Below are 21,126 nucleotides of genomic sequence, written 5' to 3'. Positions count from 1 at the left end.
GAGGCCCCCTTCGTATGCACCCAGCGCCCCACGACCACCCGATCGGGACTCCCGTTCGACACGCATCTCCCAAGATCGAAAAGACAACAGCTTCTAACGATGCGGTTGGCCTGAACTGAGAAGAGCCTTGCCAACCCGAAGAGTGCGAAATGGTGGCGGGCCCGGTCGGCGAGGACTGGCTCCCAGGCTGGTGGAGGGCTGACGAAGAAGTCGAGCCAGATCGGGCTACTGTCCACGACCCTCGCTTCCAGCCAGGAATCGTCGTCGACACGGTCCAGGTACGGATGCAGCGGGGTGGTATCGGCTCCGGAAGGCAGCCCCTCTCCCTTGGCATGGTTACAGTCACGGCAGGCTGGCACCGGGTTCAGTGGATCTACGCACAGCGCGGGGAACATTCTCTTGGGCAGGAAGTGGTCCAACGTACTGACCACACCATGGCCGCACAGGGGACATCTCTCGTCCAAGGGAGCAGCTTTGATCCGGTTGTAGATGGTCCGCCCGTCCTGGTTCGTGACCATGCCGTACTCATAGACCCACCGCACGACATTGCCTGCTGAGACGCCCGGCACGGTGAACTCAGCGCTGCTCAGTTCATGCATCCGGCCTTGCCGCGCAGCTTGCCGGAAGCGCTCACCTGCCGCCTCCACGCTGTCCCCCGCGGCTTGCAGCAGGCTGCGCCGCTGCCGATCCCTGGTACCGCGCACGCACGTGTCGTAGCTCTCCCGGGCCAGAAGGGTCGGCGGGTCGAGGGGCCACATCAGCGGCGCCCATCCACGGCCCGGTACGCCAGGAGGATCCGGACCAGTCCCTTCGCCTCTCCGCCGAGTTGTCCCCGGAAGCGGTCCAGGACCTGATCGTAGGACCCCAACTCGTCAACGGCCTTGGCGATCTCGGCGTGAAAGCCAGACTCTCTGACCTCCAGACCGAAGATCTCGTGAGTGAGCACCCCAACGTTTTCCCCGTAAGTCTCAAGAGAGGGGCGTACCGGCGGGTGGCGGTCCCAGCGGCTGACTTTCCACACGCAGGAGCAGGGAACTTCCTGCAGCACCACGGGGGAGTGGGTACCGATCAATGCGACGCCGTTGCGGTCGGTCAGCAGATCCGACAGCGCTCTGATGAAAGACGCGAGCAATGGTGGATGCAGGTGGGCTTCGGGTTCGTCCAGGAGCACGAGGGACTGCTCGGCCACGGTCTCCACCAGCCGTGTGACGGTCAACAGCACGATCGCGTAGCCCGAGCTGAGGCCAGCGAAGATTGAGTGAGCATCTCGCTCGTCCTGCTCAAGAAAGTGCTTGCGCCGCTGCACCGAGCGGGCGAACCCATGGATGCGGGAGTCGTAGAAGTACGGGTCGCTGCCCAGCATGTTCAGGGCATCTATCCACCGACCGATCCGCCCGGCAGCCTTGACCTCCTTGACACTCTTGACGAACTCAGTGTTTAGGTCGTCGTACGACTTGCGCTCCCTGGTGGGGCGCCCGAAGACGTCGACCTTGGCTAGTCCCACATACGTGTACGACACGGCTGCTTCGACTGGATCAGCAGGCAGCTGCTCGCCGGGAACATCCTTGTCCTCATCCCACCCCTTCTTGAGTCGGTTCTCGTCGTCCCCTGTCCCTGACTCGACGCCCTCATGAGCGGGGTCGAAAGCGCTGAACGTGACGGATACGACGTTCGTAAACGATCCACCCCCATCACCGGCCCAGACGATCTCACCAGCGTCGCCGGAATCCCCACCCGGGTTCACCACTGCCGCGCCGATGTTGCTCAGCAGCGTTGTCTTGCCCACGCCGTTCCGACCTATCAGAACGTGGATGTTGGTCGGAGGCCGAGAGTGCGGTGTGACCGAGAAAGACAGCCGCTCCACATGCGTCTCAGTGAGCCTTTCCCAAGCTCAGTTTGAGGCGTTGAGGTGGAGGGTGAGGACGGCTTGGACGAGTGCGGTGATGCGGGTGGTGCTGCACCGGAGTTTGCGTAGGAGTCGCCAGGTCTTGAGGGTGGCCATGGCCTGTTCGCCGAGTGCGCGGATCTTGGCGTGGGAACGGTTGACGGCCTGCTGACCTGCGGACAGTTCCTCCCGGCGGCCGCGGTAGGGAACCCGCACCGTACCGCCGGCTCCCTGATACGCCTTGTCGGCACAGCAGGGGATGTCCGCTTGGGCCAGGGCGTCGACGATGCCGTGGGTGCGGGCCGCACGGATGTCGCGGACCGCACCGGGCAGCGCGGCCGAAGCCCACAGCAGACGCCCGGACAGATCGGCGAGGACCTGCACGTTCATCCCGTGCTTCTTGTGTCTTCCGGAGTGGTAGGGGCGATCGGCGGCGATACGGTCGATGGGGAGCAGCGTCCCGTCGAGGATCACGAACGCCTTGCGCGCCGCAGCCCGGACGGCTGTGGCGAGGTCGGGTGCAAGCACGGCCAGGACCTCGACAGCCTCGGCCACATATCGGCCCACCGTGCTGGTCCCGACGCCGAAACCGGCTGCGAGCTGGGCATAGGTGTGTCCGCAGCGCAGGTGGGCCAGGACCAGCAGGGCCTGGCGGGCCGCCGGGAGCCGACGCCATCGTGTGCCCAGCTCCAGGCGTCGGGCGGCCTGCCGGCGGGACAGGAACCGAAGGGCGGAACTGGACAGATCCAGCCCCGATGGGTAGACAAGCACATGAAGCTCCGGGCGGACAGGTTGCTCTTGGTCGACAACCCATCTACCAGGAGCTTCACCTCTTCCCGCACACGGCCCCCGCCTCAACTCACACCATGATCAGGCAGGTTGGCAAAGGCTCAGTGCCGACCTGTGCCTCATCGTGGACGAAGAAATCGACGACATCACCGCCGAACTGGCGGCTCACGGTGTGACGATCGAAGAAGGCCCCGTCGAGCGCACGGGCGCGACGGGGAAAATCAACAGCGTCTACGTACGGGACCCCGACGAAAACCTGATTGAGCTGAGCAACTATCAGGTCTGATCCGGTACCGCGCCGCCACTGGCAGCCCTTGCCGCGATCTGTCGTGCGCGGCGCAGGACGGGCTCGTCGATCATGTGGCCGTCGTGCGTGCCGACACCGCCCGTCGACGAGGCCAGCAGGTCGCGCGCCCACCGGATCTCCTGAGGCGAAGGGCTCAGGAGTTCGGCGACCGCGCCGACCTGGGACGGATGGATCAGCAGTTTCGCCGTGAAGCCCAGTTCACGTGCGTGACGCGTGTCGGCGCTGAGTGCCTCCGGGTCCTTCACCGAAGTGGTCACCCCGTCGATGGGCGGGGCGCAGCCGGCGGCCGCCGAGGCGTAGACCAGGTGGGAGCGTGCCGCGGACAGCGCCGTGTGTGACGCGGGGTCCACTCCGGTCTCCGCTGCGAAGTCCACGTTTCCGAACGCGACCCGCACCACGCCCGCCGTCTCGCAGATCTCACGGGACGCGTACAGGCCGCGCGGGGTCTCCACGAGCGGAACAACCGGCAGCCCGGAGCCGTACCGCGCGCCCACCGCCGCGACGTCGGCGGCCGACTCCGCCTTGGCTACGACGACAGCGGTCGCACGGGCGGCCACGGCGAGGTCGTCGCCGAACCACACCGTGTTCCGCCCGTTGACCCGCACCGCGGCACGGCCGCCGGAGGCCAGCCACTTCTCCACGTTCGCTCGCGCTCCTGCCTTCTGATCCGGGGCGACGGCGTCTTCGAGGTCGATGATCACCACATCGGCTCCGCTGCCCACTGCCTTGTCGAAGCGGTCGGGGCGGGTCGCGGGGACGAAGAGGAATGTGCGGGCCGCCTCGATGTCGTGTCGAGCCATGCGAACTGCCTCCGTAGGAAGGAGAGTTGGATGCGAGGGACGGGGATGTCGGCTAGGCCGGCTTTGCCGTGCCGGGGTCGCCGAACTCGGCCCGCAGCGCCTCGTTGTGCGCGCCGAGCGCGGGCACATCGCCCATCCGCGGTTCACGGCCGAGTACCGTCACGGGCGGCAGGGGCGCCTGGGCCGTGCCGCCGGGCGTCTTGATCTCCCGCCAGCGGTCCCGTGCCTGAAGCTGCGGGTGCTCGAAGAACTCGGCCGGTGTCCTGAGCCGTGCCGAGGCGATGCCGACCTCCTCCAGATGATCGACCACGTCGTCCGCCGTGAGATCCGCGAAGGCCGCCTCGATCAGGGGGGTGATCTGGTCGTTGTTCTCGACTCGGTCGGTGTTGGTGACGAACCTCGGGTCCTCGGCCAGTTCCGGGCGTCCGAGGACCTGTGCGCACAGGGTCTTCCACTCCCTGTCGCTCTGCACTCCGAGGAAGACGGTCGAGCCGTCACCGGCCTGGTACGGGCCGTACGGCGCGATGGAGGCGTGGCGGGCTCCCGTGCGCTCGTTGGGCCGTTCGCCGTAGACGGAGTAGTAGGCGGGCTGCACCATCCACTCCCCGAGGGCGTCGAGCATGGCGACTTCGAGAGTGCTGCCCTTTCCGGTGCGCTCGCGTTCGTACAGGGCGGTGAGGATGCCGGTGTAGGCGTACACCCCCGTCGCTATGTCGGCGATCGAGACACCGGTCTTCGCGTAGTCGTTCGGGGTGCCGGTCACCGACACCATGCCGGCCTCGCACTGCACCAGCAGGTCGTACGCCTTCTTCGTCCGGTACGGTCCGTCGGCGCCGTATCCGGAGATGGAGCAGTGGATCAGTTCCGGGCGCTCGGCACGCAGCGTCCTCGCGTCGAGGCCGAGGCGCTCGACGGCACCCGGGACGAGGTTCTGGACGAGGACGTCGGCCTGGTCGATGATCCGGTCGAGCAGCGCTCGGTCCTCGGGCTTCTTGATGTCGAGTTCGATGCTTTCCTTGCCCCGGTTCAGCCAGACGAAGTAGCTGGCCTCGCCGTGCACGGTGCGGTCGTAGCCGCGGGCGAAGTCCCCGGCGCCGGGACGCTCGACCTTGATGACCCGGGCCCCGAGATCCGCGAGTTGACGGGTGGCGAACGGTGCGGCGACGGCCTGCTCCAGGGAGACGACGGTGATGTCTTCGAGGGGTAGCACAGAGGGGCCTTTCATCGTGATGACGCCCACCGGTGGCCGGACGGGGTTCGCCGGCCACCGGTTGGTCATGGGGGTCTTCTTGGTTTGCTGGTGTGCCGAGGACAGCGGCGAGTTCAGCCTTCGGGTGCTTCCTCTTGGCCGAACGCCTCCGCCTCCATGGCCAGCCGACCGTCGAGGGACGCGGCCCACAGGGAGGTCCGGCGGCCGTCGCGGCGTCCGTTGACGGTGAAGGCGTCTGGCAGGAAGAGCGGGGAACGGGCCTTGTACCGGAACGAACCGAGCGGACGTCCCTCGTGGACGGCCAGGTCCAGCAGCAGTGTGGCCAGCAGGGGGCCGTGGATCACCAGGTTGGGATAGCCCTCGACCGACCGGCTGTAGTCGGCGTCGTAGTGGATGCGGTGGCCGTTGAAGGTGAGCGCCGAGTACCGGAACAGCGCGGTGCTGTCCAGGTGCCAGGTCTCGCTGAATTCCGCGTCCGTGGGCGCCACCGGGCCGCCGACGAGGACGGGCTCGGTCGGCAATTCGCGGTAGACGATGGTCTGGACCTCGGAGACCGCCGGCTGTCCGTCCGCCTCGACGTCGTGGTCGACCGTGACGAAGAAGAGCGGGCCCGTGCGCCCGTGCTTCTCGGTAATCGACCGGATGGTAGAGGTCCGGGTCGCCGTGACGCCGAGCGGCAGCGGTTCATGGAAGGTGAACTCTCCGCCGGCCCACATCCGTCGGGGAAGCGGCACCGGCGGCATGGTGACGCCCAGCGCCGGGTGCCCGTCGCCCCCGAGGTTTCTGGCCTGCACGATGTCGTGGAAGTAGAGCCAGTGCCAGGCGGGCGGAAGGGCCTCACCGGCCTTGAAGGACGGTTCCCGGTCCAGGGTGACCGCCATCCGGTTCGCCTGTTCGGGGTCCAGCCAGGCGGTGGTGGTGGTGCTCCTGCCGATCCAGTCTTTCCAGTCGGTCATGCGGTGGCCTCCGGTGCCTCGATGGCGGTGACGCGGGTTGACGGGGTGATCTCGACGTGGGTGTCCTGGTCGAACGTCTCCCGCGCCGCCACGATCGCCCCGATGCTGATCAGGGATCCGAGGATCATGTACAACGAGATCGCCCAGGTTCCGCCGGTCCAGCTCAGCAGGGCCGCGGCGAGGAACGGCGTGGGGCCGCTCGACAGCATTCCACCGATCTGGTAGGTGATCGAGGAACCGGTGTACCGGAGGCGGGTTTCGAACAGTTCGGACAGGAAACTGGACTGGGCGCTGTAGATCAGCCCGTGCACGACCGCCAGTGCCAGTACCAGCGCGACGAGTACCAGCCCCACCGATCCACTGTTCAGCAGCCAGAAGAACGGGAACGCCACCACGGCACCGATCGCGGCGCCGGTGATCAGCACCGGACGGCGGCCGACCCGGTCCGACCACGCCGACGAGACCGGGATGACGACCATCTCCAGCAGAGCGGCAGCGAGCAGGCCCAGCAGCACCGACTGGTGCGCGACGCCGGTCTTCTCGGTCACGTAGCTCAGCGCCAGGACCGAGGCGCTGTAGAAGAAGATGTTGGGTCCGAAGGTCGAGCAGATACCGAGGAACACCTGCTTCCCGCTGGTCCGGAGCACGTCCGCGATGGGGAGCTTGGACGTGCTGTCGGTCTCCAAGACCTTGCGGAAGGCGGGGGACTCGATGATGCGCAGCCGGATATAGAGCCCGGCGATGACCAGGACCATGCTCGCCAGGAACGGAATGCGCCAGCCCCAGGCGTTGAACTGGTCGTCGCTCACGGTCTTGGTCAGCACGAAGTAGAGACCGCTGGCCAGTACCAGGCCGCTGGGGGCGCCGACCTGGGGCCAGCTGGCGTAGAACCCGCGCCGCTTCTTGGGCGCGTGCTCACTGGCCATCAGTACCGCGCCGCCCCACTCGCCGCCGATGGCGAACCCCTGGGCGAAACGAAGTATCACCAGCAGGACCGCCGACCAGATGCCGATGGTGTCGAAGGTGGGCAGCAGACCGATGGCGAAGGTGCTCAGCCCCATCAGGAGCAGGGAGCTCACAAGCATCTTCTTGCGGCCCAGTCGGTCACCGAAGTGGCCGTACACGATGCCGCCGATGGGGCGGGCCGCGAACGCCACACCGAAGGTGGCGAAGGAGGCCAGAGTACCGGCTGTGGGGCTGATGGTGGGGAAGAACAGCTTGCCGAACACCAGTGCTGCGGCGGTGTTGAAGATGAAGAAGTCGTACCACTCGATGGTGGTGCCGATGGCGCTGGCGAACGCGACGCGCGCTGGTGACACCTGGTCCTGGATCTGCGAGGTGGAGGCCACGGCGAATCCTTTGCTGGGGATGAGCGGAAGAGCGGGAGCCGGTGTTCGGACCGGGCGCTGGCCTGGCGCCCGTCCGCAGGGCTCGGGAGACCGTGGGTCAGAGCTTGACGATCACGGTCTTCGTCTCGGTGTAGGCGTCGAGAGCCTCCAGGCCCTTCTCACGGCCGTATCCGGATCGCTTGAATCCACCGAACGGCAGCTCCACGCCGCCGCCGGCCCCGTAGGTGTTGACATACACCTGGCCCGCCTCGATCTGGGTGGCGAGCCGGTGGGCCCTGCTGAGGTCGCGCGTCCAGACCGCGCCCAGCAGGGCGTAGTCGGTGCAGTTCGCCAGTGCGACCGCTTCCTCCTCGGTCTCGAACGGCATGCTGACGACGACGGGACCGAAGACCTCCTGCTGGGCGATCTCCGACTTCGGGTCGACGCCGTCGATGAGCGTCGGCGCGAAGTAGGCGCCCCCGGCGAGACCGTCGTCCGTCGGTACGTCGCCGCCGACGAGCACGTTCCCCTGGGTGAGGCGACCGACCATGCCCCGCACCCGGTCCTGCTGCTTGGCGGAGACCAGGGGACCGAGGTCCGGATCGTCGAGGCCCCGGCCGATGCTCACCTTCTTGAAGCGCTCCGCGATGAGGCCGAGCAGTTCCTCGCGGATTGACTGGTGGACGATGAGGCGCGAGCCGGCCGAACAGGTCTGCCCGGCGTTCTGCAGGATCGCCTTGGTCGCGACCGTGGCGACGGTCTCCAGGTCGGCGTCCGGGAAGACCAGATGAGCGCTCTTGCCGCCCAGTTCGAGGACGACGGGGGCCACACGATCGGCCGCGGCGTGCGCGATCTTGGAACCTGTCTCGGTGGACCCCACGAAGCCGACATGGGCGATACCCGGGTGGGCGGCCACCGCGGCTCCCGCCTCCGCGCCGACGCCGGTGACCACGTTCAGCAGTCCGGCGGCGGCACCGGCCTGGGAGAAGAGCTCCGCGATCGCCACCGAGGTGCGCGGTGTCTCGTCGGCGGGCTTCACCACACAGGCGTTGCCGGTCGCGAGGGCCGGGGCGGCGGCGCGGGCCAGCAGCTGCATCGGGTAGTTCCAGGCCAGGACCGAGCCGACGACGCCGAAGGGTTCCTTGCGGGTGTAGACGTGCAGGTCGTCGCTGAGCGGGATGGTCTGCCCGTAGTAGGACTCGATGGCGTGCCCGTAGAAGCGGAAGTAGCGCGCACAGATGGAGGCGTCGGTCCGGGCCTGCGAGAGGGGCTTCCCGGTGTCCTCGCTCTCCAGCCGCGCGAGCCGGTCGACATCGCGCTCGATGAGGTCCGCCGTGGCCGTCAGGAGCCTCGCCCGGTCCTCCGGCCGGGTGCGGGCCCAGGCCGGCTGGGCCGCCGCGGCGGCGGCGACCGCCTCGTCGACGTGTTCGGCTGTGCAGCGGGCGACCTCACCCAGCGGCAGCCCCGTGGCGGGATCGATGTTGTCGTAAGTGTCGGCAGCGGCGACCGAGCGGCCGTTGATGTACGCGTTGGTGGTCATCGGTGTGTCAGTCCTCGTCCATGATGAGAGCGGCGCGGGTGACCTTCCGGTCCTCGGCGGCCTGGATCGCTTCGCCGGCCTCGGCGAGCGTGTAGTCGGCGTCGACCAGCTCCTCCCAGGGGTAGTGGGGGGTCGCCGCCAGGAAGTTCACCGCCCGCGAGAGCATGTAGGGCGGGTAGCGGAGGATGGCCTGCATGGTCACGCCGGACCGGGTGAACAGGCCCGGGTCGAACTGCGCGTAGTGCTTGGGGCTGACCGAACCGACGCTCACGAACCGTCCGGCGGGCCGGACCATCTGCACCCCCTCGGCGAAGGCGCTCGGCACACCGGTCAGGTCCACGACCACGTCCGCACCACCGTCGGTGAGCTCGCGGATCATTGCGATCCGTTCCTCCCCGTCCGCGGCGAGGGACAGGTCGACGGTGTGGTGGGCGCCGAACCGCTCTGCCTTGGGCAGTCGCGTGGCCGTCATCTCGGCCACGTACACCTCGGCGCCGGCCTCCCGGCCCAGCGCGGCGGCGCACAGCCCGAGGCCACCCGCACCGAGCAGAAGCAGGCGGTCTCCCGCGGAGACCTTTCCGGCCGCCATCGCGTTGACCATCTGGGAGAGCGCGCAGTTCGCGGAGGACGCCGCCTTGCTGCTCACCGAGTCGGGCACCCGGTAGACGTACTGGTCACGACCGAGCGCCCAATGCGTGCCGAAGGTGCCGAAGAAGTGCGGAGCCCGCTCGGCAGGCTGGGACCACCGGCTGTAGGCGTTGCTGCACAGGCTCCAGTCGCCCCGGTTGCACTGGGGACAGCGGCGGCAGACCGAGAAGTAGGCCGCGACGACGCGGTCCCCCTCGTGCAGCGGCTGTCCGGCGAAGTCCGTGGTCACGCCCTCGCCGAGGGCGGCCACACGGCCGATGCCCTCGTGCCCGAGAACGCAGCCGGGCTTGATCAGGGGGTGGTGACCCCGGGCGATGTGGACCTCGGTCCCGCAGACATTGGCCCGGATCATGTTCAGGACGACACCACCGGGTTCCGGATCCGGCACGGGGAACTCGCGCAGGTCCAGGGTGTGCGGCGCCGTCATCACCGCTGCTACGCCGTTCATCGGCCGCCCTCCTGGCGGGCAGGCCGGGGCTGCCCGGCGAGGGGTGTGCTTGCTGAGGTCAGAGACATCTCGCGGCTCCAATCTGTGCCTCTTGACCGGCATGATGGGCGCGCATATTGCGGCATGTCGAATGACTTGTTTTCATGGCCCGATGATGAGGTGAGATACAGCGAGGAAACCCCATGGAAATCAAGCAACTCACCGCTGTGGTGACGGTGGCGGAAACCGGAAGCGTCACCAAGGCCGCCCAGCTGCTGCACCTGGTGCAGTCCGCCGTCACGCGGCAGATCATCGGTCTGGAGGAGGAACTGGGCGTCGCCCTCTTCGAGCGCACCCGGCAGGGGATGGTGCCGACCGCCGCGGGTGCGGCCCTCGTCGAGCGATCGAGGCGGGTGCTCGTGGAGATCGAGCGGGCACGGGCGGAGATCCGCCCCACCCGGGGCCACGTCACCGGGATCGTCCACGTCGGCATCCTGGGCGCGACTCTGGAACTGCTGGCCCAGCCGCTGCTCGAGGCGGTCGCCGAGAAGTACCCCGGCGTCGACCTGCGCATGTCGACCGCGTACTCCGGACACCTTCAACAGTGGCTGGACGCAGGTGACTTGGATCTCTCCCTGGTGTATAACCTGGAGAGTTCGCCGTCGGTGCACGTCGTGCCACTGCTCAGCGATCAACTGTGGGCGGTGGCTCCCAGGGACGCGGGGCTGCGCCCCGACCAGCCGGTGGATGTCGCCGAGGCGCTGCGGCAGCCGTTCATCATGCCGGTGCCCGGCCACGGTCTGCGGGTCCTGCTCGACCAGGCGCGGCTGGAGGCCCAGGTGAAGCCGAATGTGATCATGGAGGCCAACTCCTGGGACTTGCAGAAACTGCTGGTCAAGGCGGGGTGTGGCTGGACCGCTCTACCGGCTCCAGGCGTCGCCGCGGATCTGGCGAACGGGACGTTGAGCGCCGCACCCCTGCAGAACCCGGAGATCCGGCGCACCATCGCCCTCGGCCTGGCGCGCACGGGCCGTACACCACCCGCGGTGGAGGCGGTCGCCGCCGAACTCATTCGGATCATCCGCGCGACCGTGGGGGACGGCAGGTGGCCGGCGGCGCGGCTCATCGAGGAGTGACTCCGCGCGGTGACGTAAGGCCTCGTCACCTCTCCCGGGTTCAACGACGGCTGCTCGGTCCGTTGAATGAGCGAGCAGCGGGAATCAGTCGGGAGGTGAGACGGAATGAGCCGGAGACAGAGGGCACTGCGCAGTCGGCTGGGCGGTGCCGCGTTGCCGGCAGCCACCGAGGCGGTGGGATTCGCACCGTATGGGTTCCAGCCATGGAAGCTGTGGCAGCGCACGACTGTGGAAGAGGCGCTGCCGACGCGACCACCGCGCGGAGCGGTGCGGGCCCCGCGCGCTGGTGCATCCCAGCTCGGAGAAGTCGGGGCAGAGGGGCGGCTGCGGACGTCGACGTGATGAAGAGCCGGCGATACCCATCGGCCGAGAGATATCCCCCGACCGGGAGACCGGTTGGGGGATATGGCCCGCGCGTTGGCACCGGCTGCCCAGGAGATGAGCCCGCGTGCGGCGGATCCGCCGATCCCGCAACCGCGAGCGTCATGCCATGGAGTGCGGGATCGACTGCCTTGAGTGCCACCGGACGTGGCCACCGGATGCGACAAGCCTGCCGTGTGCCACGGGGCGACCGCGGGGGTCGCAGTCCTCAGCCGGCGGCTGTGACCAGCGCGTTCCCTGTCACCCTAGCCCGTGGGGTCGGAGCTGTTGCCGCTGAACGGCGTGAAGCCGACGGTCGACTCCGACGGCGGCGTGACCGGAGTCAGTCGCGGCTCCTCGGCGAAGACCATCTCCGAGCCGGACTCGGTGAACGACGGCCAACCCGGCAGTCCGTCGTGTCCGGGAACCCCGTTCCGGGCGAAATTCGCCCATGACCGGGTCATCGCGGCGGAGACCGCGAATCGTTCCGGACGGTTGCCGGCGACCGGGGATCGGTCGACGTTCCCGAAGACGAACGGCAGGTCGAGGCTGTGATGGGCGCCGAGGATCCCGCCGAGGACTTCGGTCCGGTAGTCCAACCGGTAGGCGTAGACCGCGGCCGCCTGTGCGGCCTTGGCCTCGCGCAGCCGTACCGTCGGGCGGCCGAACGCGGCTTCGGTCGTCGCCCTGGCCAGCACCAACTGAGGCGGCGAGTCCGGCTCCGACTCGCGGAACCGGGCCAGCGCGTCCCTGCCGCCGCTGCCGAAGAACTCCTCGAACCGCCTTGGCAGTTCGGCTGAGGTCATGGAGTGATACCAGCCCTCCGCGGCGAGCATCAACGCGAACTCATGGGTGGTGGCGCCGATCAGCAACGGAACGTGATCGGTACCAGCCGATGAGGCCTCGGCGAACGAGGGCTCGGGCAGCTCGACCGGGTGCCACACCGGCGCGAACGGCACCGGCCCGCCGCGCATCACCTCGGCCTGAGCGGCCAATACGGCGGACAACGGAACCCGACGAAGCTGCGCGAGATCCTCGGCACCCGTGTAGCGGAGCACGTCCTGCCGGACCTTGGCGGCCTCGATCAGGTCCATCGCACCGAGGAACGGCGCGCTCTGCATGATCGCCTTGTGGAACAGACCTCGCGCGGCCGGCATCGCCATGAGCGCCGCCACCTTGCCCCCGCCACCGGACTGGCCGAAGACGGTGACATTGGCGGGATCCCCGCCGAAGCCGGCGATGTTGTCACGCACCCACCGCAGCGCCAGCACCAGGTCCAGCATGCCCGCCACACCGGAGGCCTCCTCGGGCTCGGGCTCGTCGGCGCCGAGAAAGCCGAGGATCCCGAGCCGGTGGTTCACCGTGACCACGACCACGTCCTCGGACGCCGCGAGCCGGTCGCCCTGGAACCAGCCCTCCGCCCCGGTGCCGTGCACGAACCCGCCGCCGTGGAACCAGACCATCACCGGTTTCGGGCCGGTGTCGGCAACGGAGGCCCACACATTCAGTACCAGGCAGTCCTCCGCCGCCGGCCGGCCTTCCAACGGAGTCGGGACACCGGGATACAGCAGCCGGAGCACGTCGTGGAACCCGGCGTTCGCGTCGACCCGGGGGTCCAGTTGCGGGGCGGCCGGTCCGAAGTCGAAGGCGTCGCGGATTCCGGGCCAGGGCTCGACGGGTCGCGGCGCGGTGAAGCGGTGTTCACCGGACACCGAGGCTCCGTACGGGATTCCCAGGAAGGTGCGGATTCCCCCGGCCCGCACCCCGCGGACCGTACCGGCGGTGGTGTCGGCTGTCGTGTAGCTGCCGAGCATGGGTCTTCTGCTCCTTCGAATCAACGGACACTGCGGATCGGAACGATCGCGACCGCTCCGAGGGCCGCGCAGCCGATCGCGAAGACGAACAACGAGCCGTAGCCGCCCAGGGAATTGATCACCAGCGCGCCGATGAACTGGGACAGCACCTGCGGACCCGTCGTGGCGACGTTGAGGATGCCCAGGTCGCGGGCGTTGTCACTGTCGCCGGGCAGGACCAGCGTCATCAGCGCGGCGTCCACGGACAGGTAGGCGCCGAAGGCGAATCCGAAGACCACCTCGAAAACGATCATGCCCGTCCAGGTGGGCGCGACCAGCGGGACGACCAGGGCGATCCCGGCGAGCGCCGACGACAGGATCACAAGGATCTTGCGGCGCGCGATACGGTCGGAGAGCCAGCCGCTCACGATGGTGCCGGCCAGCAGACAGCCCATGTTGATCGTGGTCAGCGTGCCCACCGCCGACACGGCGTCGTGCCCGGGGATCGTGTCGGCCCTGATGTAGTCCTGCAGGGTGTAGAGCAGGTAGCTGGAGACGCTCCAGTAGCCGAACATCAGGATCATCCTGGCCGTGAAGGCCCAGGCGAAGTCGCGGGACCTGAACGAGGAGAAGAACAGCTTCAGCGCGGTGAGAGCCGAACCGGACCGTCTCCTGCCGGCGCCCGGCGGACGCGGGGTGTCACGGGTGAACAGGACGAAAACCAGCGCGAACAGCACCAGCGTCCCGCCCAGCACCGCGTACCCGGCAAGGGGCGAAGTGGTCACCTTGGACACCATGTTGACGCCATATAGGACACCTATCGGGGTGGCCACGCCGACGACGGCCGACGCCGTGCCGCGGCGTTCGGCGGGTATCCGGTCCGGGACGATCGCCGAGATGACGGCCTGGTAGGAGCCCATCACCAGCATCACCAGGCAGTAGACCGCACCGAGCAGGAAGTAGCTCTGCTGACCGGCGAGCAGCAGCAGGGCCAGCGCGGCCAGTACGGCGGTGACCAGCAGCCACGGGGCGCGGTGCCCGAACCGGGTGCGGGTCCGGTCCGACAGCGCGCCCGCCAGCGGGTTGGCGATCGCGGCGAGCAACGCACCTGCCGCGGCCAGTACGGCCAGCATGTTGACCTTGTCGCCAGGGTCGATGTCGGCGACCTGCTGCGGGAGCAGCACGGCCTGCATGCCCTGGAAGACCGAGAACATCCCGGCCGTTGCCGGAAGCAGCAGGGACAGCTCCCATGCCAGCCGACGTGGAAGGGCGGCGTCTTGGACGACCGTGTTCACGGGTTGGGTGATGGGTTCGGACATCACGAAGGTCCTCTCTCCGTTCACGTCACTGTTACGGAGAAGAAGAGCCCCGACCCGGACTTCAAGTCAATGCATGAACTCAAGAAACCTGAAATTCAGTTATTGAGTTCAGGAAACAAATTCAATTCCAGATCCTGGGCGCACTGCAGAAGGCAGCCCAGGAGCATCCCGGTCCGTCCCAACTCCGCACGGCTCACGGTCAGCCGGGAGCGCAGCAGCATGCGCAGGTGCTGCCGCAGTGACTCGGTCAGCGGCTCCAGCAGGATGTCGCCGGCCTCGGCAAGGCGGCCGCCGACCACGACCTGGGTGACGTTCAGCAGTGTCACCACGTTGACCAGCGCGTAACCGGCGTCGCGTCCGGCCTCGACCACGATCCGCAGCGGCAGGTCCTCCCCGCGCCGCGCTCCGTCGAGCAGGGTGTCCAGACTCACCTCGCTGCCCGCCGGCATGGCGTTGCGGATCGGTTGCAGCAGGGCGTCGGCGCCGATCAGAAGCTCCAGGCAGCCACGGTTGCCGCACCAGCAGCGCGGGCCGTGTTCCGATCCCTCCAGATGGCCGATCTCGCCGGCCATCGCGTCGTCCCCCTCGAAAACCGACCCGCCTATGACCAGGGCGCCCCCGACACCTTCGGACAGTTCGGCGTACACCAGGTTGCGGCTGCCGCGCCCGGCACCCATCCGGAGCTCCGCCAGTGCCGCCATGTTGGCGTCCTTCCGCACCGCGACCGGTACGCCGCATGCCTCGGCCAGCGGGTCGGTCGCATGCGGCGGCAGCCAGTCCAACAGCGGATAGCCGGCCGGCAGCACCAGCCGGGCTCGCTCGGGGGACCGCGACGATCCCCAGCCGGGGAGGCAGGTCGTCGCCGCCTGGACCTCGTCTCTCCCCCGTAGGAGTTCGCTCAGCCGACCGGCCGCCCGCTCGGGTTGTGAGCCGGAGCCGGGTAGTTCCGCCCAGGGGGTGTCGATGATGTCCACCCCGTCGCGGTCCCAGAGCGCCACCTGGAAGGAGGTGCGCGTCAGCGACATTCCCACCAGGGTGCCGGTGGGTACCTGCGTCAACCGGACGATGGTGGCCCGGCGTCCGGAGCGAACACCGGGCGAGGTCTGCACCATGCCGTCGGCGGTGAGCTGCCGGATGATGCTCGTCACCGCCGCCGGGGACAATCCGGTCGCGGTCGCCAGCTCGACCTGCGCCCGCGGGCCTTCGGCGAGCACCGAGAGCACGCGCTCCACATTGGCACGGCGCAGGCCGCTCACCGACCCCTGACCCTCGGTCCCGCGATTCACAGCACGATTCTGACAACGTCACCTGTTGAATTCAAGAGCTAAATTCACGAAGTTGTCCGCGTGATTCACGCGGGACACCGGTCACTCAGATTGCATGCTGTCCCAACGGTGGCCGCATGACTTCCGGTGCCTGCGGATGAGCTGGGAGCGGGCGTGCGCCTCGAATGCCGATCCTGTCCTTCGGGGTACTGGGATCCATGAGGCCTGGAACGGGTCGGTCCGGCTGCCGACCATGAAGGCATGGCACATGTACTCGTCACGGGCGGAACCGGGTTCCTCGGTTCTCACACGATCGCGCAGCTCCTGACCGCCGGGCACACCGTCACGACCACGGTGCGCTCCCTGGCACGGCGGTCCGACGTCGAGCGGATGCTCAAGGCGGCCGGATCCCCGAACGCGGACGGCGTCTCCTGGGTGGAGGCGGATCTGACCTCCGACCGGGGCTGGGACCGGGCCGTGGCGGGAGCCGACTACGTCCTGCACGTGGCATCGCCGTTTCCCGGAGCGCGGCCGAAGAACGAGGATGAGGTGATCGTCCCGGCCCGTGACGGGACCCTGCGGGTCCTGCGCGCCGCCCGGGACGCGGGTGTCCGTCGCACGGTGCTGACCTCCTCCTTCGCAGCGGTGGGCTACGGGCACGGTCAGACCGGACAGATGTTCAGCGAGGACGACTGGACGGACACCGCCGGGCCGGGGGTGTCCGCGTACGTCAAGTCCAAGACGGTTGCCGAACGGGCCGCCTGGGACTTCGTCGGGAGCGAGGGCGACGGCCTGGAGCTGACGGTCGTCAACCCCGTGGGAATCTTCGGACCGGTCCTCGGACCGGACTACTCCGCGTCGATCCGGATCATCCACGCGATGCTGACCGGCGGGATGCGGGCCGCGCCGCCGATCTGGACCAACACGGTGGACGTCCGGGACGCGGCCGACCTCCATCTGCGTGCCATGACCGCGCCGCAGGCGGCCGGGCAGCGGTACCTGGCGCTCGCGGGCGAGCCGATCTCCTTCCACCACATCGCCCTGGCGTTGCGCGAACGGCTGGGCGAGGACGCCGCCAAGGCCCCCACCGGCTCGGCCCCCGCCTGGTTGCTGCGCCTGCTGGCCACGATCAACCCGGCGCTGCGTGAGACGGTGCCGCAACTGGGCGTGGTGCGCCGCGCCTCCCACGCGAAGGCCCGCAAGGAGCTGGACTGGGCCCCTCGTTCCAACGAGGACGCCGTCGTGGCCACCGCGGAGAGCCTGGTCCGCCTCGGACTGGTGAACGGTTAGCGTCAGGAGCATGGCGCACGAGACGGCCGACACCCTGGGCGAGTTCCTGCGGGCCCGGCGCGGGCAGATCAGCCCCGGGCAGGTCGGGCTGCCCGCCGGCGAGCGGCGCCGGGTCCCCGGACTGCGGCGCGAGGAGGTCGCTCAGCTCGCCGGCATCAGCCCCGAGTACTACCTGCGCCTGGAACAGGGCCGCAACCTCAACCCCTCCGACCAGATCCTGGCCGCCCTGGCCGGCGCCCTCCAGCTCGACGAGGACGCCGTGGCCTACCTGCACCGCCTCGCCCACCCCGCCCCGCCCGCCCGCAGGCCGCGCAGCCGCGCCCGTACGAACCAGGGCGATCTGCAACCCCTGCTGGACAGCTGGCCGCAGACCCCCGCCTACGCGCAGGGCCCCAGTGGACGAGTCGTCGCCGCGAACCAGCCGGCCGTGCTCCTGTGCCCCTTCTTCGCGGTCGGCCACAACCTGCTGCGGGCCGCCTTCCTCGAACCCGAGATGCGCAGCCTCTACCCGCAGTGGGACGACATGACCGCGAAGGCCGTCTCCGGACTGCGAGCCATGATCGACGTCGACGAGGCCGACTCGGAGCTGCTGGAGACCATCGGTGAACTCACCGTCGCCAGCGAGCGGTTCCGCACCCTGTGGACCCGCCGCGAGGTCCGCCGCCGCGACACCGGCCTCACCCGGCTGAACCACCCGCTCGTCGGCCGACTCGACCTGCACTACGAGAAGATGGTGCGCCCGCAGGCCCGCCAGCTGATAGTCGTCTACTACGCCGACCAGGGCTCGACCAGCGCCGAGCGCCTGGCACTTCTCAGCAGCCTGTGACCACGTCCGAGGGCGGTGCCCCCGTGGTCCGCTCGGGGTTCCGGCCGGGATGCGCCGGGCCCGCTCCAGGACCGGCTTTTCGACCATCCGACCGCCCACTGTGGCGAGCGCGCCGGTGGCACTGAGGACCGCGCGGGCCCAGCGCAGCTCCTCCTGTGCCGGGCCGAACCCGTCGGCCACGGGCGTGAGAGAACCGGTCAATCGGCCTCGGTTCCAAGAAACTCCGCGGTGAGCCAGCGGCCCTCGGCCACCGCCGACCGGATCTGCTGGACCAGTTCGTGGGCCACGGCCTCCACCGCCGGCGGCGTCCGACCGGATCTCGGCGTGGCGAGGACGATCGAGCGCCACACGTCGGGTTCGGTGAGCGGCGCGGCGCTGAGCGTGCCGTCCCTGATGTCGTCGGCGACACCGACGCCGGGCAGCACGGTCCAGCCGTGCCCGGCCTGTACCAGCTGCTTCTGCACCCGCATGGAGTTGGTCTGGGCGGCGACATTCATACCGGCGTCCGCCCGTGCTGCCGCTGCGTCGATCAGGACTCGCAGCGAGTGGCCCGAGGCGGGCAGGACCAAGGGGCGGGCGGCAGCCTTCGAGAACGGGACGGGCTCATGGGTACGTAGCCCCTCCGACGCGGGCGCGACCACCCACAGGCGTTCGCGTACCAGCGGGCGTGTGTTGAGAGACGGCGTGCTGTCCATGTTGTAGAGAAGGCTCAGGTCCAGGTCGCCGTCGTCGAGCCACTGTTGGAGGTGACCGGAGTACGCGGTGATCACGCGCAGGTCGATACCGGGGTGGGCGCGGGTGAGAGTGGTGACGAGAGGTTCCGCGAGCAGGTCGGTGGTGCTCTCCAGCAGGCCCACCGTGACGATGCCGGTCACCGCGCCGGGAGCGGGCCGTACTTCGGCGCGAGCCCGTTCCAGCTCGTTCAGGGCGCGCCGGGCACGTTCCACCATGATCGTTCCCGCGTCGGTGGGCCGCATGCCCTGTCGCGTGCGTTCGAACAAGGGCACCTGCAGCTCCTCCTCCAGGGTGCGGATCTGCCGTGTCACGGCGGGCTGCACCAGGTGCAGCAGTTCGGCGGCCCGGGTGACACTGCCCACCTCGGCGACGGTGATCAGCGCCTTGAGCTGTTTCAAGTCCACGGGGTGATCCTCCACTGCCATCCGCAAGAGGCATGGATCCATCATGAATCGGTATTTCACTTTGGCTGGCATTAATCATCATGATGGTACTCCTGGTTCGCTCCCCGTCTGGGCGAAGCCTTCCTGGAGGTCACCCCATGGCTGCCTGTCCTGAAGCCCCGCCATCCACCGGCATCACGGTCGTCAGCGTCGAGCAGGCGATGGCGGCATCCGTCGCCACCCGGGTGATCAAGACGGAACGGCCGGACGATTCGGATGACGGGCGGGCGGTCCCGGAGGAACTGCTCGCCGGGTCGGGCAGCGGTGCGGTGGCGAAACCGCCGGACGAGATCGGCATCGTCGGCGCGACGTGCGCATGGATGCCGTACCCGCCGTCGGCGAGGACAGCGGGAGCATCCTGGCCGAGCTGGGGTACAGCACGGCCGACACCCGGAACCTGAGGGCCCAAGGCGTCATCTGACCTGTCCGCGCCGGCGGCGGCATCATCCCATGAGGAGCGTCACAGCATGAGCACTCTCGACATCCTGTCCGAGGACGAGCAGTTCGTCGTCAGGACTGTGCGGAACTTCGTCGACAAGGCCGTCAAGCCCGTCGTACAGGAACTGGAGCACGCCAACACCTACCCCGAGACCCTCATCGAGCAGATGAAGGAGCTGGGCATCTTCGGACTGGCCGTTCCCGAGGAGTACGGCGGCACCCCGGTCTCCATGTCCTGCTACGTCCTCATCACCGAGGAACTGGCACGAGGCTGGATGAGCCTGGCCGGCGCGATGGGCGGCCACACCGTGGTCGCCAAGCTGCTGCTGCACTTCGGCACCGAGGAGCAGAAACAGCGCTACCTGCCGATGATGGCCACCGGTGAGATCCGGGCGACCATGGCCCTGACCGAGCCGGGCGGCGGCTCCGACCTTCAGGCCATGCGCACGGTTGCACGTAAGGATGTGGACGGTTACGTGATCAATGGCGCGAAGACCTGGATCACGAACTCCCGGAGGTCGGGTCTCATCGCTCTGCTGTGCAAGACCGACCCGGAAGCGACGCCCGCGCACAAGGGCATCTCGATCCTGCTCGTGGAGCACGGGCCCGGCCTGACCGTGTCGCGCGACCTGCCCAAGCTCGGTTACAAGGGCGTCGAGAGCTGCGAGCTGTCGTTCGACGACTACCGGGCATCGGCGAACGCAGTCCTGGGCGGGGTGGAAGGCAAGGGCTTCGCGCAGATGATGAAGGGACTGGAGACCGGCCGCCTTCAGGTCGCCTCCCGCGCGCTGGGCGTCGGCCGCGCGGCGCTGGAAGACTCCCTGGCCTACGCGCAGGAGCGGGAGTCCTTCGGTCGGCCGATCTGGAAGCATCAGTCGATCGGCAACTACCTGGCGGACATGGCGACGTCGCTCACCGCCGCCAGGCAGCTCACCCTGTATGCCGCGCGGGAGGCCGACGCGGGACGCCGGGTGGACATGGAGGCGGGTATGGCGAAGCTCTTCGCCTCCGAGACGGCGATGCAGATCGCCCTCAACGCCGTCCGCATCCACGGTGGTTACGGCTACTCCACCGAGTTCGACGTGGAGCGCTACTTCCGTGACGCCCCGCTGATGATCGTCGGCGAGGGCACCAACGAGATCCAGCGCAACGTCATCGCGAGCCAGCTCGTCAAGCGCGGAGGTCTCGACGGATGAGGAGCATTGTCACCGTGAGGTAGGCGCCCGAGGCCACCGGCGGCCGGCACTTCGCCGATGACCTGGCCGTCGACCGTGACGACGCGTACAGCCTGCCGACGGTGTCGGGGCCACCGTTCTGACGGTGGGTTCGGGGGACGCCAAGGGCGCGCCGCGCAAGGCGCAGTCGATAGGTGCGGTCAAGGTGATCGTGCCGGTCCTGCCGGCCGAGCGCCTGGGCGTCTCAGAGGCCGTCGTGCCCTCCAGAGGTCTCCCTTGAGGGCGTCGCAGTGCGTCCGGCCGCCGCTGACCCCTGTCGCATCGGTTCGCCGGTCGGCGTTGTGTCGGGTGCGGGTGCGGTGAACACGCCGGGATGCCGGGGCCCCGATCTTCGAGTTGGTCGAGTTCGGGGGGCTGGCGGAGGGACTGCCCGCCATGCTGTTGGCTCTGGGGCCG

General features: G+C 68.7%; 19 protein-coding genes and 1 pseudogene. 7 read left to right on the top strand and 13 right to left on the bottom strand.

Going from position 1 to position 21,126, the window contains the following annotated elements:
- From ACFZB3_RS49410 to ACFZB3_RS49400, 3 genes are all read right to left on the bottom strand, one after another.
- The coding region (locus ACFZB3_RS49410; RefSeq protein ID WP_391390348.1) for an HNH endonuclease at positions 1-704 on the bottom strand (704 nt) is incomplete at its 3' end.
- 53 nt (positions 705-757) lie between these two features.
- On the bottom strand, positions 758-1,786 hold the full coding sequence (locus ACFZB3_RS49405) for an AAA family ATPase (RefSeq protein ID WP_391390346.1): 1,029 nt from the start codon (positions 1,784-1,786) through the stop codon (positions 758-760).
- 105 nt (positions 1,787-1,891) lie between these two features.
- A complete protein-coding gene (locus ACFZB3_RS49400; RefSeq protein WP_391390344.1) occupies positions 1,892-2,656 on the bottom strand; it encodes a transposase family protein in 765 nt (254 codons plus the stop codon).
- A gap of 142 nt (positions 2,657-2,798) precedes the next feature.
- Here ACFZB3_RS49400 and ACFZB3_RS49395 point away from each other — a divergent pair, with 142 nt between their 5' ends.
- Positions 2,799-2,960: a VOC family protein gene (locus ACFZB3_RS49395; protein WP_391390342.1), complete on the top strand. Its 162-nt coding sequence runs from the start codon at positions 2,799-2,801 to the stop codon at positions 2,958-2,960.
- Here ACFZB3_RS49395 and ACFZB3_RS49390 read toward each other — a convergent pair.
- From ACFZB3_RS49390 to ACFZB3_RS49365, 6 genes are all read right to left on the bottom strand, one after another.
- Positions 2,951-3,781 (bottom strand): aldolase/citrate lyase family protein, encoded by an 831-nt coding sequence (locus ACFZB3_RS49390; protein WP_391390340.1) that lies wholly within the window; start codon positions 3,779-3,781, stop codon positions 2,951-2,953. The two genes, ACFZB3_RS49395 and ACFZB3_RS49390, sit on opposite strands and share 10 nt — an antisense overlap.
- A 52-nt stretch (positions 3,782-3,833) precedes the next feature.
- Positions 3,834-5,006: a CoA transferase gene (locus ACFZB3_RS49385; RefSeq protein WP_391390352.1), complete on the bottom strand. Its 1,173-nt coding sequence runs from the start codon at positions 5,004-5,006 to the stop codon at positions 3,834-3,836.
- Positions 5,007-5,104: 98 nt separating this feature from the next.
- Entirely contained in the window at positions 5,105-5,947 is an 843-nt protein-coding gene (locus ACFZB3_RS49380) for a MaoC family dehydratase N-terminal domain-containing protein (RefSeq protein WP_391390338.1), read from the bottom strand.
- Positions 5,944-7,296, bottom strand: coding sequence for an MFS transporter (locus ACFZB3_RS49375; protein WP_391390336.1), 1,353 nt, complete (start codon positions 7,294-7,296; stop codon positions 5,944-5,946). Before ACFZB3_RS49375 ends, ACFZB3_RS49380 begins: the two co-directional genes overlap by 4 nt.
- 97 nt (positions 7,297-7,393) lie before the next feature.
- Positions 7,394-8,815: an aldehyde dehydrogenase family protein gene (locus ACFZB3_RS49370; protein WP_391390334.1), complete on the bottom strand. Its 1,422-nt coding sequence runs from the start codon at positions 8,813-8,815 to the stop codon at positions 7,394-7,396.
- A gap of 7 nt (positions 8,816-8,822) precedes the next feature.
- The gene (locus ACFZB3_RS49365; RefSeq protein ID WP_391390332.1) at positions 8,823-9,911 is read right to left on the bottom strand and encodes a zinc-binding dehydrogenase; all 1,089 of its coding nucleotides are present in this window, start codon (positions 9,909-9,911) and stop codon (positions 8,823-8,825) included.
- Between the two features lie 182 nt (positions 9,912-10,093).
- Between ACFZB3_RS49365 and ACFZB3_RS49360 the strand changes: the two genes are divergently transcribed.
- Positions 10,094-11,026 (top strand): LysR substrate-binding domain-containing protein, encoded by a 933-nt coding sequence (locus ACFZB3_RS49360; protein WP_391390330.1) that lies wholly within the window; start codon positions 10,094-10,096, stop codon positions 11,024-11,026.
- A gap of 626 nt (positions 11,027-11,652) precedes the next feature.
- Here ACFZB3_RS49360 and ACFZB3_RS49355 read toward each other — a convergent pair.
- The 3 genes from ACFZB3_RS49355 to ACFZB3_RS49345 form a co-directional block, all read right to left on the bottom strand.
- Positions 11,653-13,200, bottom strand: a complete 1,548-nt coding sequence (locus ACFZB3_RS49355; RefSeq protein ID WP_391390328.1) for a carboxylesterase family protein — start codon at positions 13,198-13,200, stop codon at positions 11,653-11,655.
- A 20-nt stretch (positions 13,201-13,220) separates the two neighbouring features.
- Positions 13,221-14,498 carry an MFS transporter gene (locus ACFZB3_RS49350; protein WP_391390326.1) on the bottom strand — a complete coding sequence of 426 codons (1,278 nt, stop codon included), beginning with the start codon at positions 14,496-14,498 and terminating at the stop codon, positions 13,221-13,223.
- Positions 14,499-14,593: 95 nt separating this feature from the next.
- Entirely contained in the window at positions 14,594-15,784 is a 1,191-nt protein-coding gene (locus ACFZB3_RS49345; protein WP_391390324.1) for an ROK family protein, read from the bottom strand.
- A 240-nt stretch (positions 15,785-16,024) separates the two neighbouring features.
- Here ACFZB3_RS49345 and ACFZB3_RS49340 point away from each other — a divergent pair, with 240 nt between their 5' ends.
- Both ACFZB3_RS49340 and ACFZB3_RS49335 read left to right on the top strand, forming a co-directional pair.
- Positions 16,025-17,053 (top strand): NAD-dependent epimerase/dehydratase family protein, encoded by a 1,029-nt coding sequence (locus ACFZB3_RS49340; RefSeq protein ID WP_391390322.1) that lies wholly within the window; start codon positions 16,025-16,027, stop codon positions 17,051-17,053.
- Between the two features lie 10 nt (positions 17,054-17,063).
- Complete coding sequence (locus tag ACFZB3_RS49335; RefSeq protein WP_391390320.1) at positions 17,064-17,879, top strand: helix-turn-helix domain-containing protein; 816 nt, start codon at positions 17,064-17,066, stop codon at positions 17,877-17,879.
- A gap of 197 nt (positions 17,880-18,076) precedes the next feature.
- On the opposite strand, the gene ACFZB3_RS49330 is transcribed toward ACFZB3_RS49335, so the two are convergent.
- Positions 18,077-19,018: a LysR substrate-binding domain-containing protein gene (locus tag ACFZB3_RS49330; protein WP_391390318.1), complete on the bottom strand. Its 942-nt coding sequence runs from the start codon at positions 19,016-19,018 to the stop codon at positions 18,077-18,079.
- A 137-nt stretch (positions 19,019-19,155) separates the two neighbouring features.
- Here ACFZB3_RS49330 and ACFZB3_RS49325 point away from each other — a divergent pair, with 137 nt between their 5' ends.
- The 3 genes and pseudogenes from ACFZB3_RS49325 to ACFZB3_RS49315 form a co-directional block, all read left to right on the top strand.
- A complete protein-coding gene (locus ACFZB3_RS49325; protein WP_391390316.1) occupies positions 19,156-19,458 on the top strand; it encodes a hypothetical protein in 303 nt (100 codons plus the stop codon).
- A 66-nt stretch (positions 19,459-19,524) separates the two neighbouring features.
- Entirely contained in the window at positions 19,525-20,691 is a 1,167-nt protein-coding gene (locus tag ACFZB3_RS49320) for an acyl-CoA dehydrogenase family protein (RefSeq protein ID WP_391390314.1), read from the top strand.
- A pseudogene (locus tag ACFZB3_RS49315) lies at positions 20,688-20,881 on the top strand (electron transfer flavoprotein subunit beta); the annotation flags it as partial. The gene ACFZB3_RS49320 and the pseudogene ACFZB3_RS49315, both read left to right, overlap by 4 nt.
- Positions 20,882-21,126: the final 245 nt, after the last annotated feature.

The organism is Streptomyces sp. NPDC008092 (genome assembly GCF_042957285.1).
Classification (GTDB): Bacteria; Actinomycetota; Actinomycetes; order Streptomycetales; family Streptomycetaceae; genus Streptomyces.
The sequence above is the reverse complement of the archived record's forward strand: the minus strand, read 5'-3'. Positions and strand labels throughout refer to the sequence as shown.

Coding starts and splice junctions, on each gene's coding strand:
- ACFZB3_RS49370 (WP_391390334.1), bottom strand. CDS start 8,815: ATGACCACCAACGCGTACATCAACGGCCGCTCGGTCGCCGCTGCCGAC.
- ACFZB3_RS49340 (WP_391390322.1), top strand. CDS start 16,025: ATGGCACATGTACTCGTCACGGGCGGAACCGGGTTCCTCGGTTCTCAC.
- ACFZB3_RS49355 (WP_391390328.1), bottom strand. CDS start 13,200: ATGCTCGGCAGCTACACGACAGCCGACACCACCGCCGGTACGGTCCGC.
- ACFZB3_RS49390 (WP_391390340.1), bottom strand. CDS start 3,781: ATGGCTCGACACGACATCGAGGCGGCCCGCACATTCCTCTTCGTCCCC.
- ACFZB3_RS49335 (WP_391390320.1), top strand. CDS start 17,064: ATGGCGCACGAGACGGCCGACACCCTGGGCGAGTTCCTGCGGGCCCGG.
- ACFZB3_RS49360 (WP_391390330.1), top strand. CDS start 10,094: ATGGAAATCAAGCAACTCACCGCTGTGGTGACGGTGGCGGAAACCGGA.
- ACFZB3_RS49350 (WP_391390326.1), bottom strand. CDS start 14,498: ATGTCCGAACCCATCACCCAACCCGTGAACACGGTCGTCCAAGACGCC.
- ACFZB3_RS49320 (WP_391390314.1), top strand. CDS start 19,525: ATGAGCACTCTCGACATCCTGTCCGAGGACGAGCAGTTCGTCGTCAGG.
- ACFZB3_RS49325 (WP_391390316.1), top strand. CDS start 19,156: ATGGCTGCCTGTCCTGAAGCCCCGCCATCCACCGGCATCACGGTCGTC.
- ACFZB3_RS49380 (WP_391390338.1), bottom strand. CDS start 5,947: ATGACCGACTGGAAAGACTGGATCGGCAGGAGCACCACCACCACCGCC.
- ACFZB3_RS49385 (WP_391390352.1), bottom strand. CDS start 5,006: ATGAAAGGCCCCTCTGTGCTACCCCTCGAAGACATCACCGTCGTCTCC.
- ACFZB3_RS49365 (WP_391390332.1), bottom strand. CDS start 9,911: ATGAACGGCGTAGCAGCGGTGATGACGGCGCCGCACACCCTGGACCTG.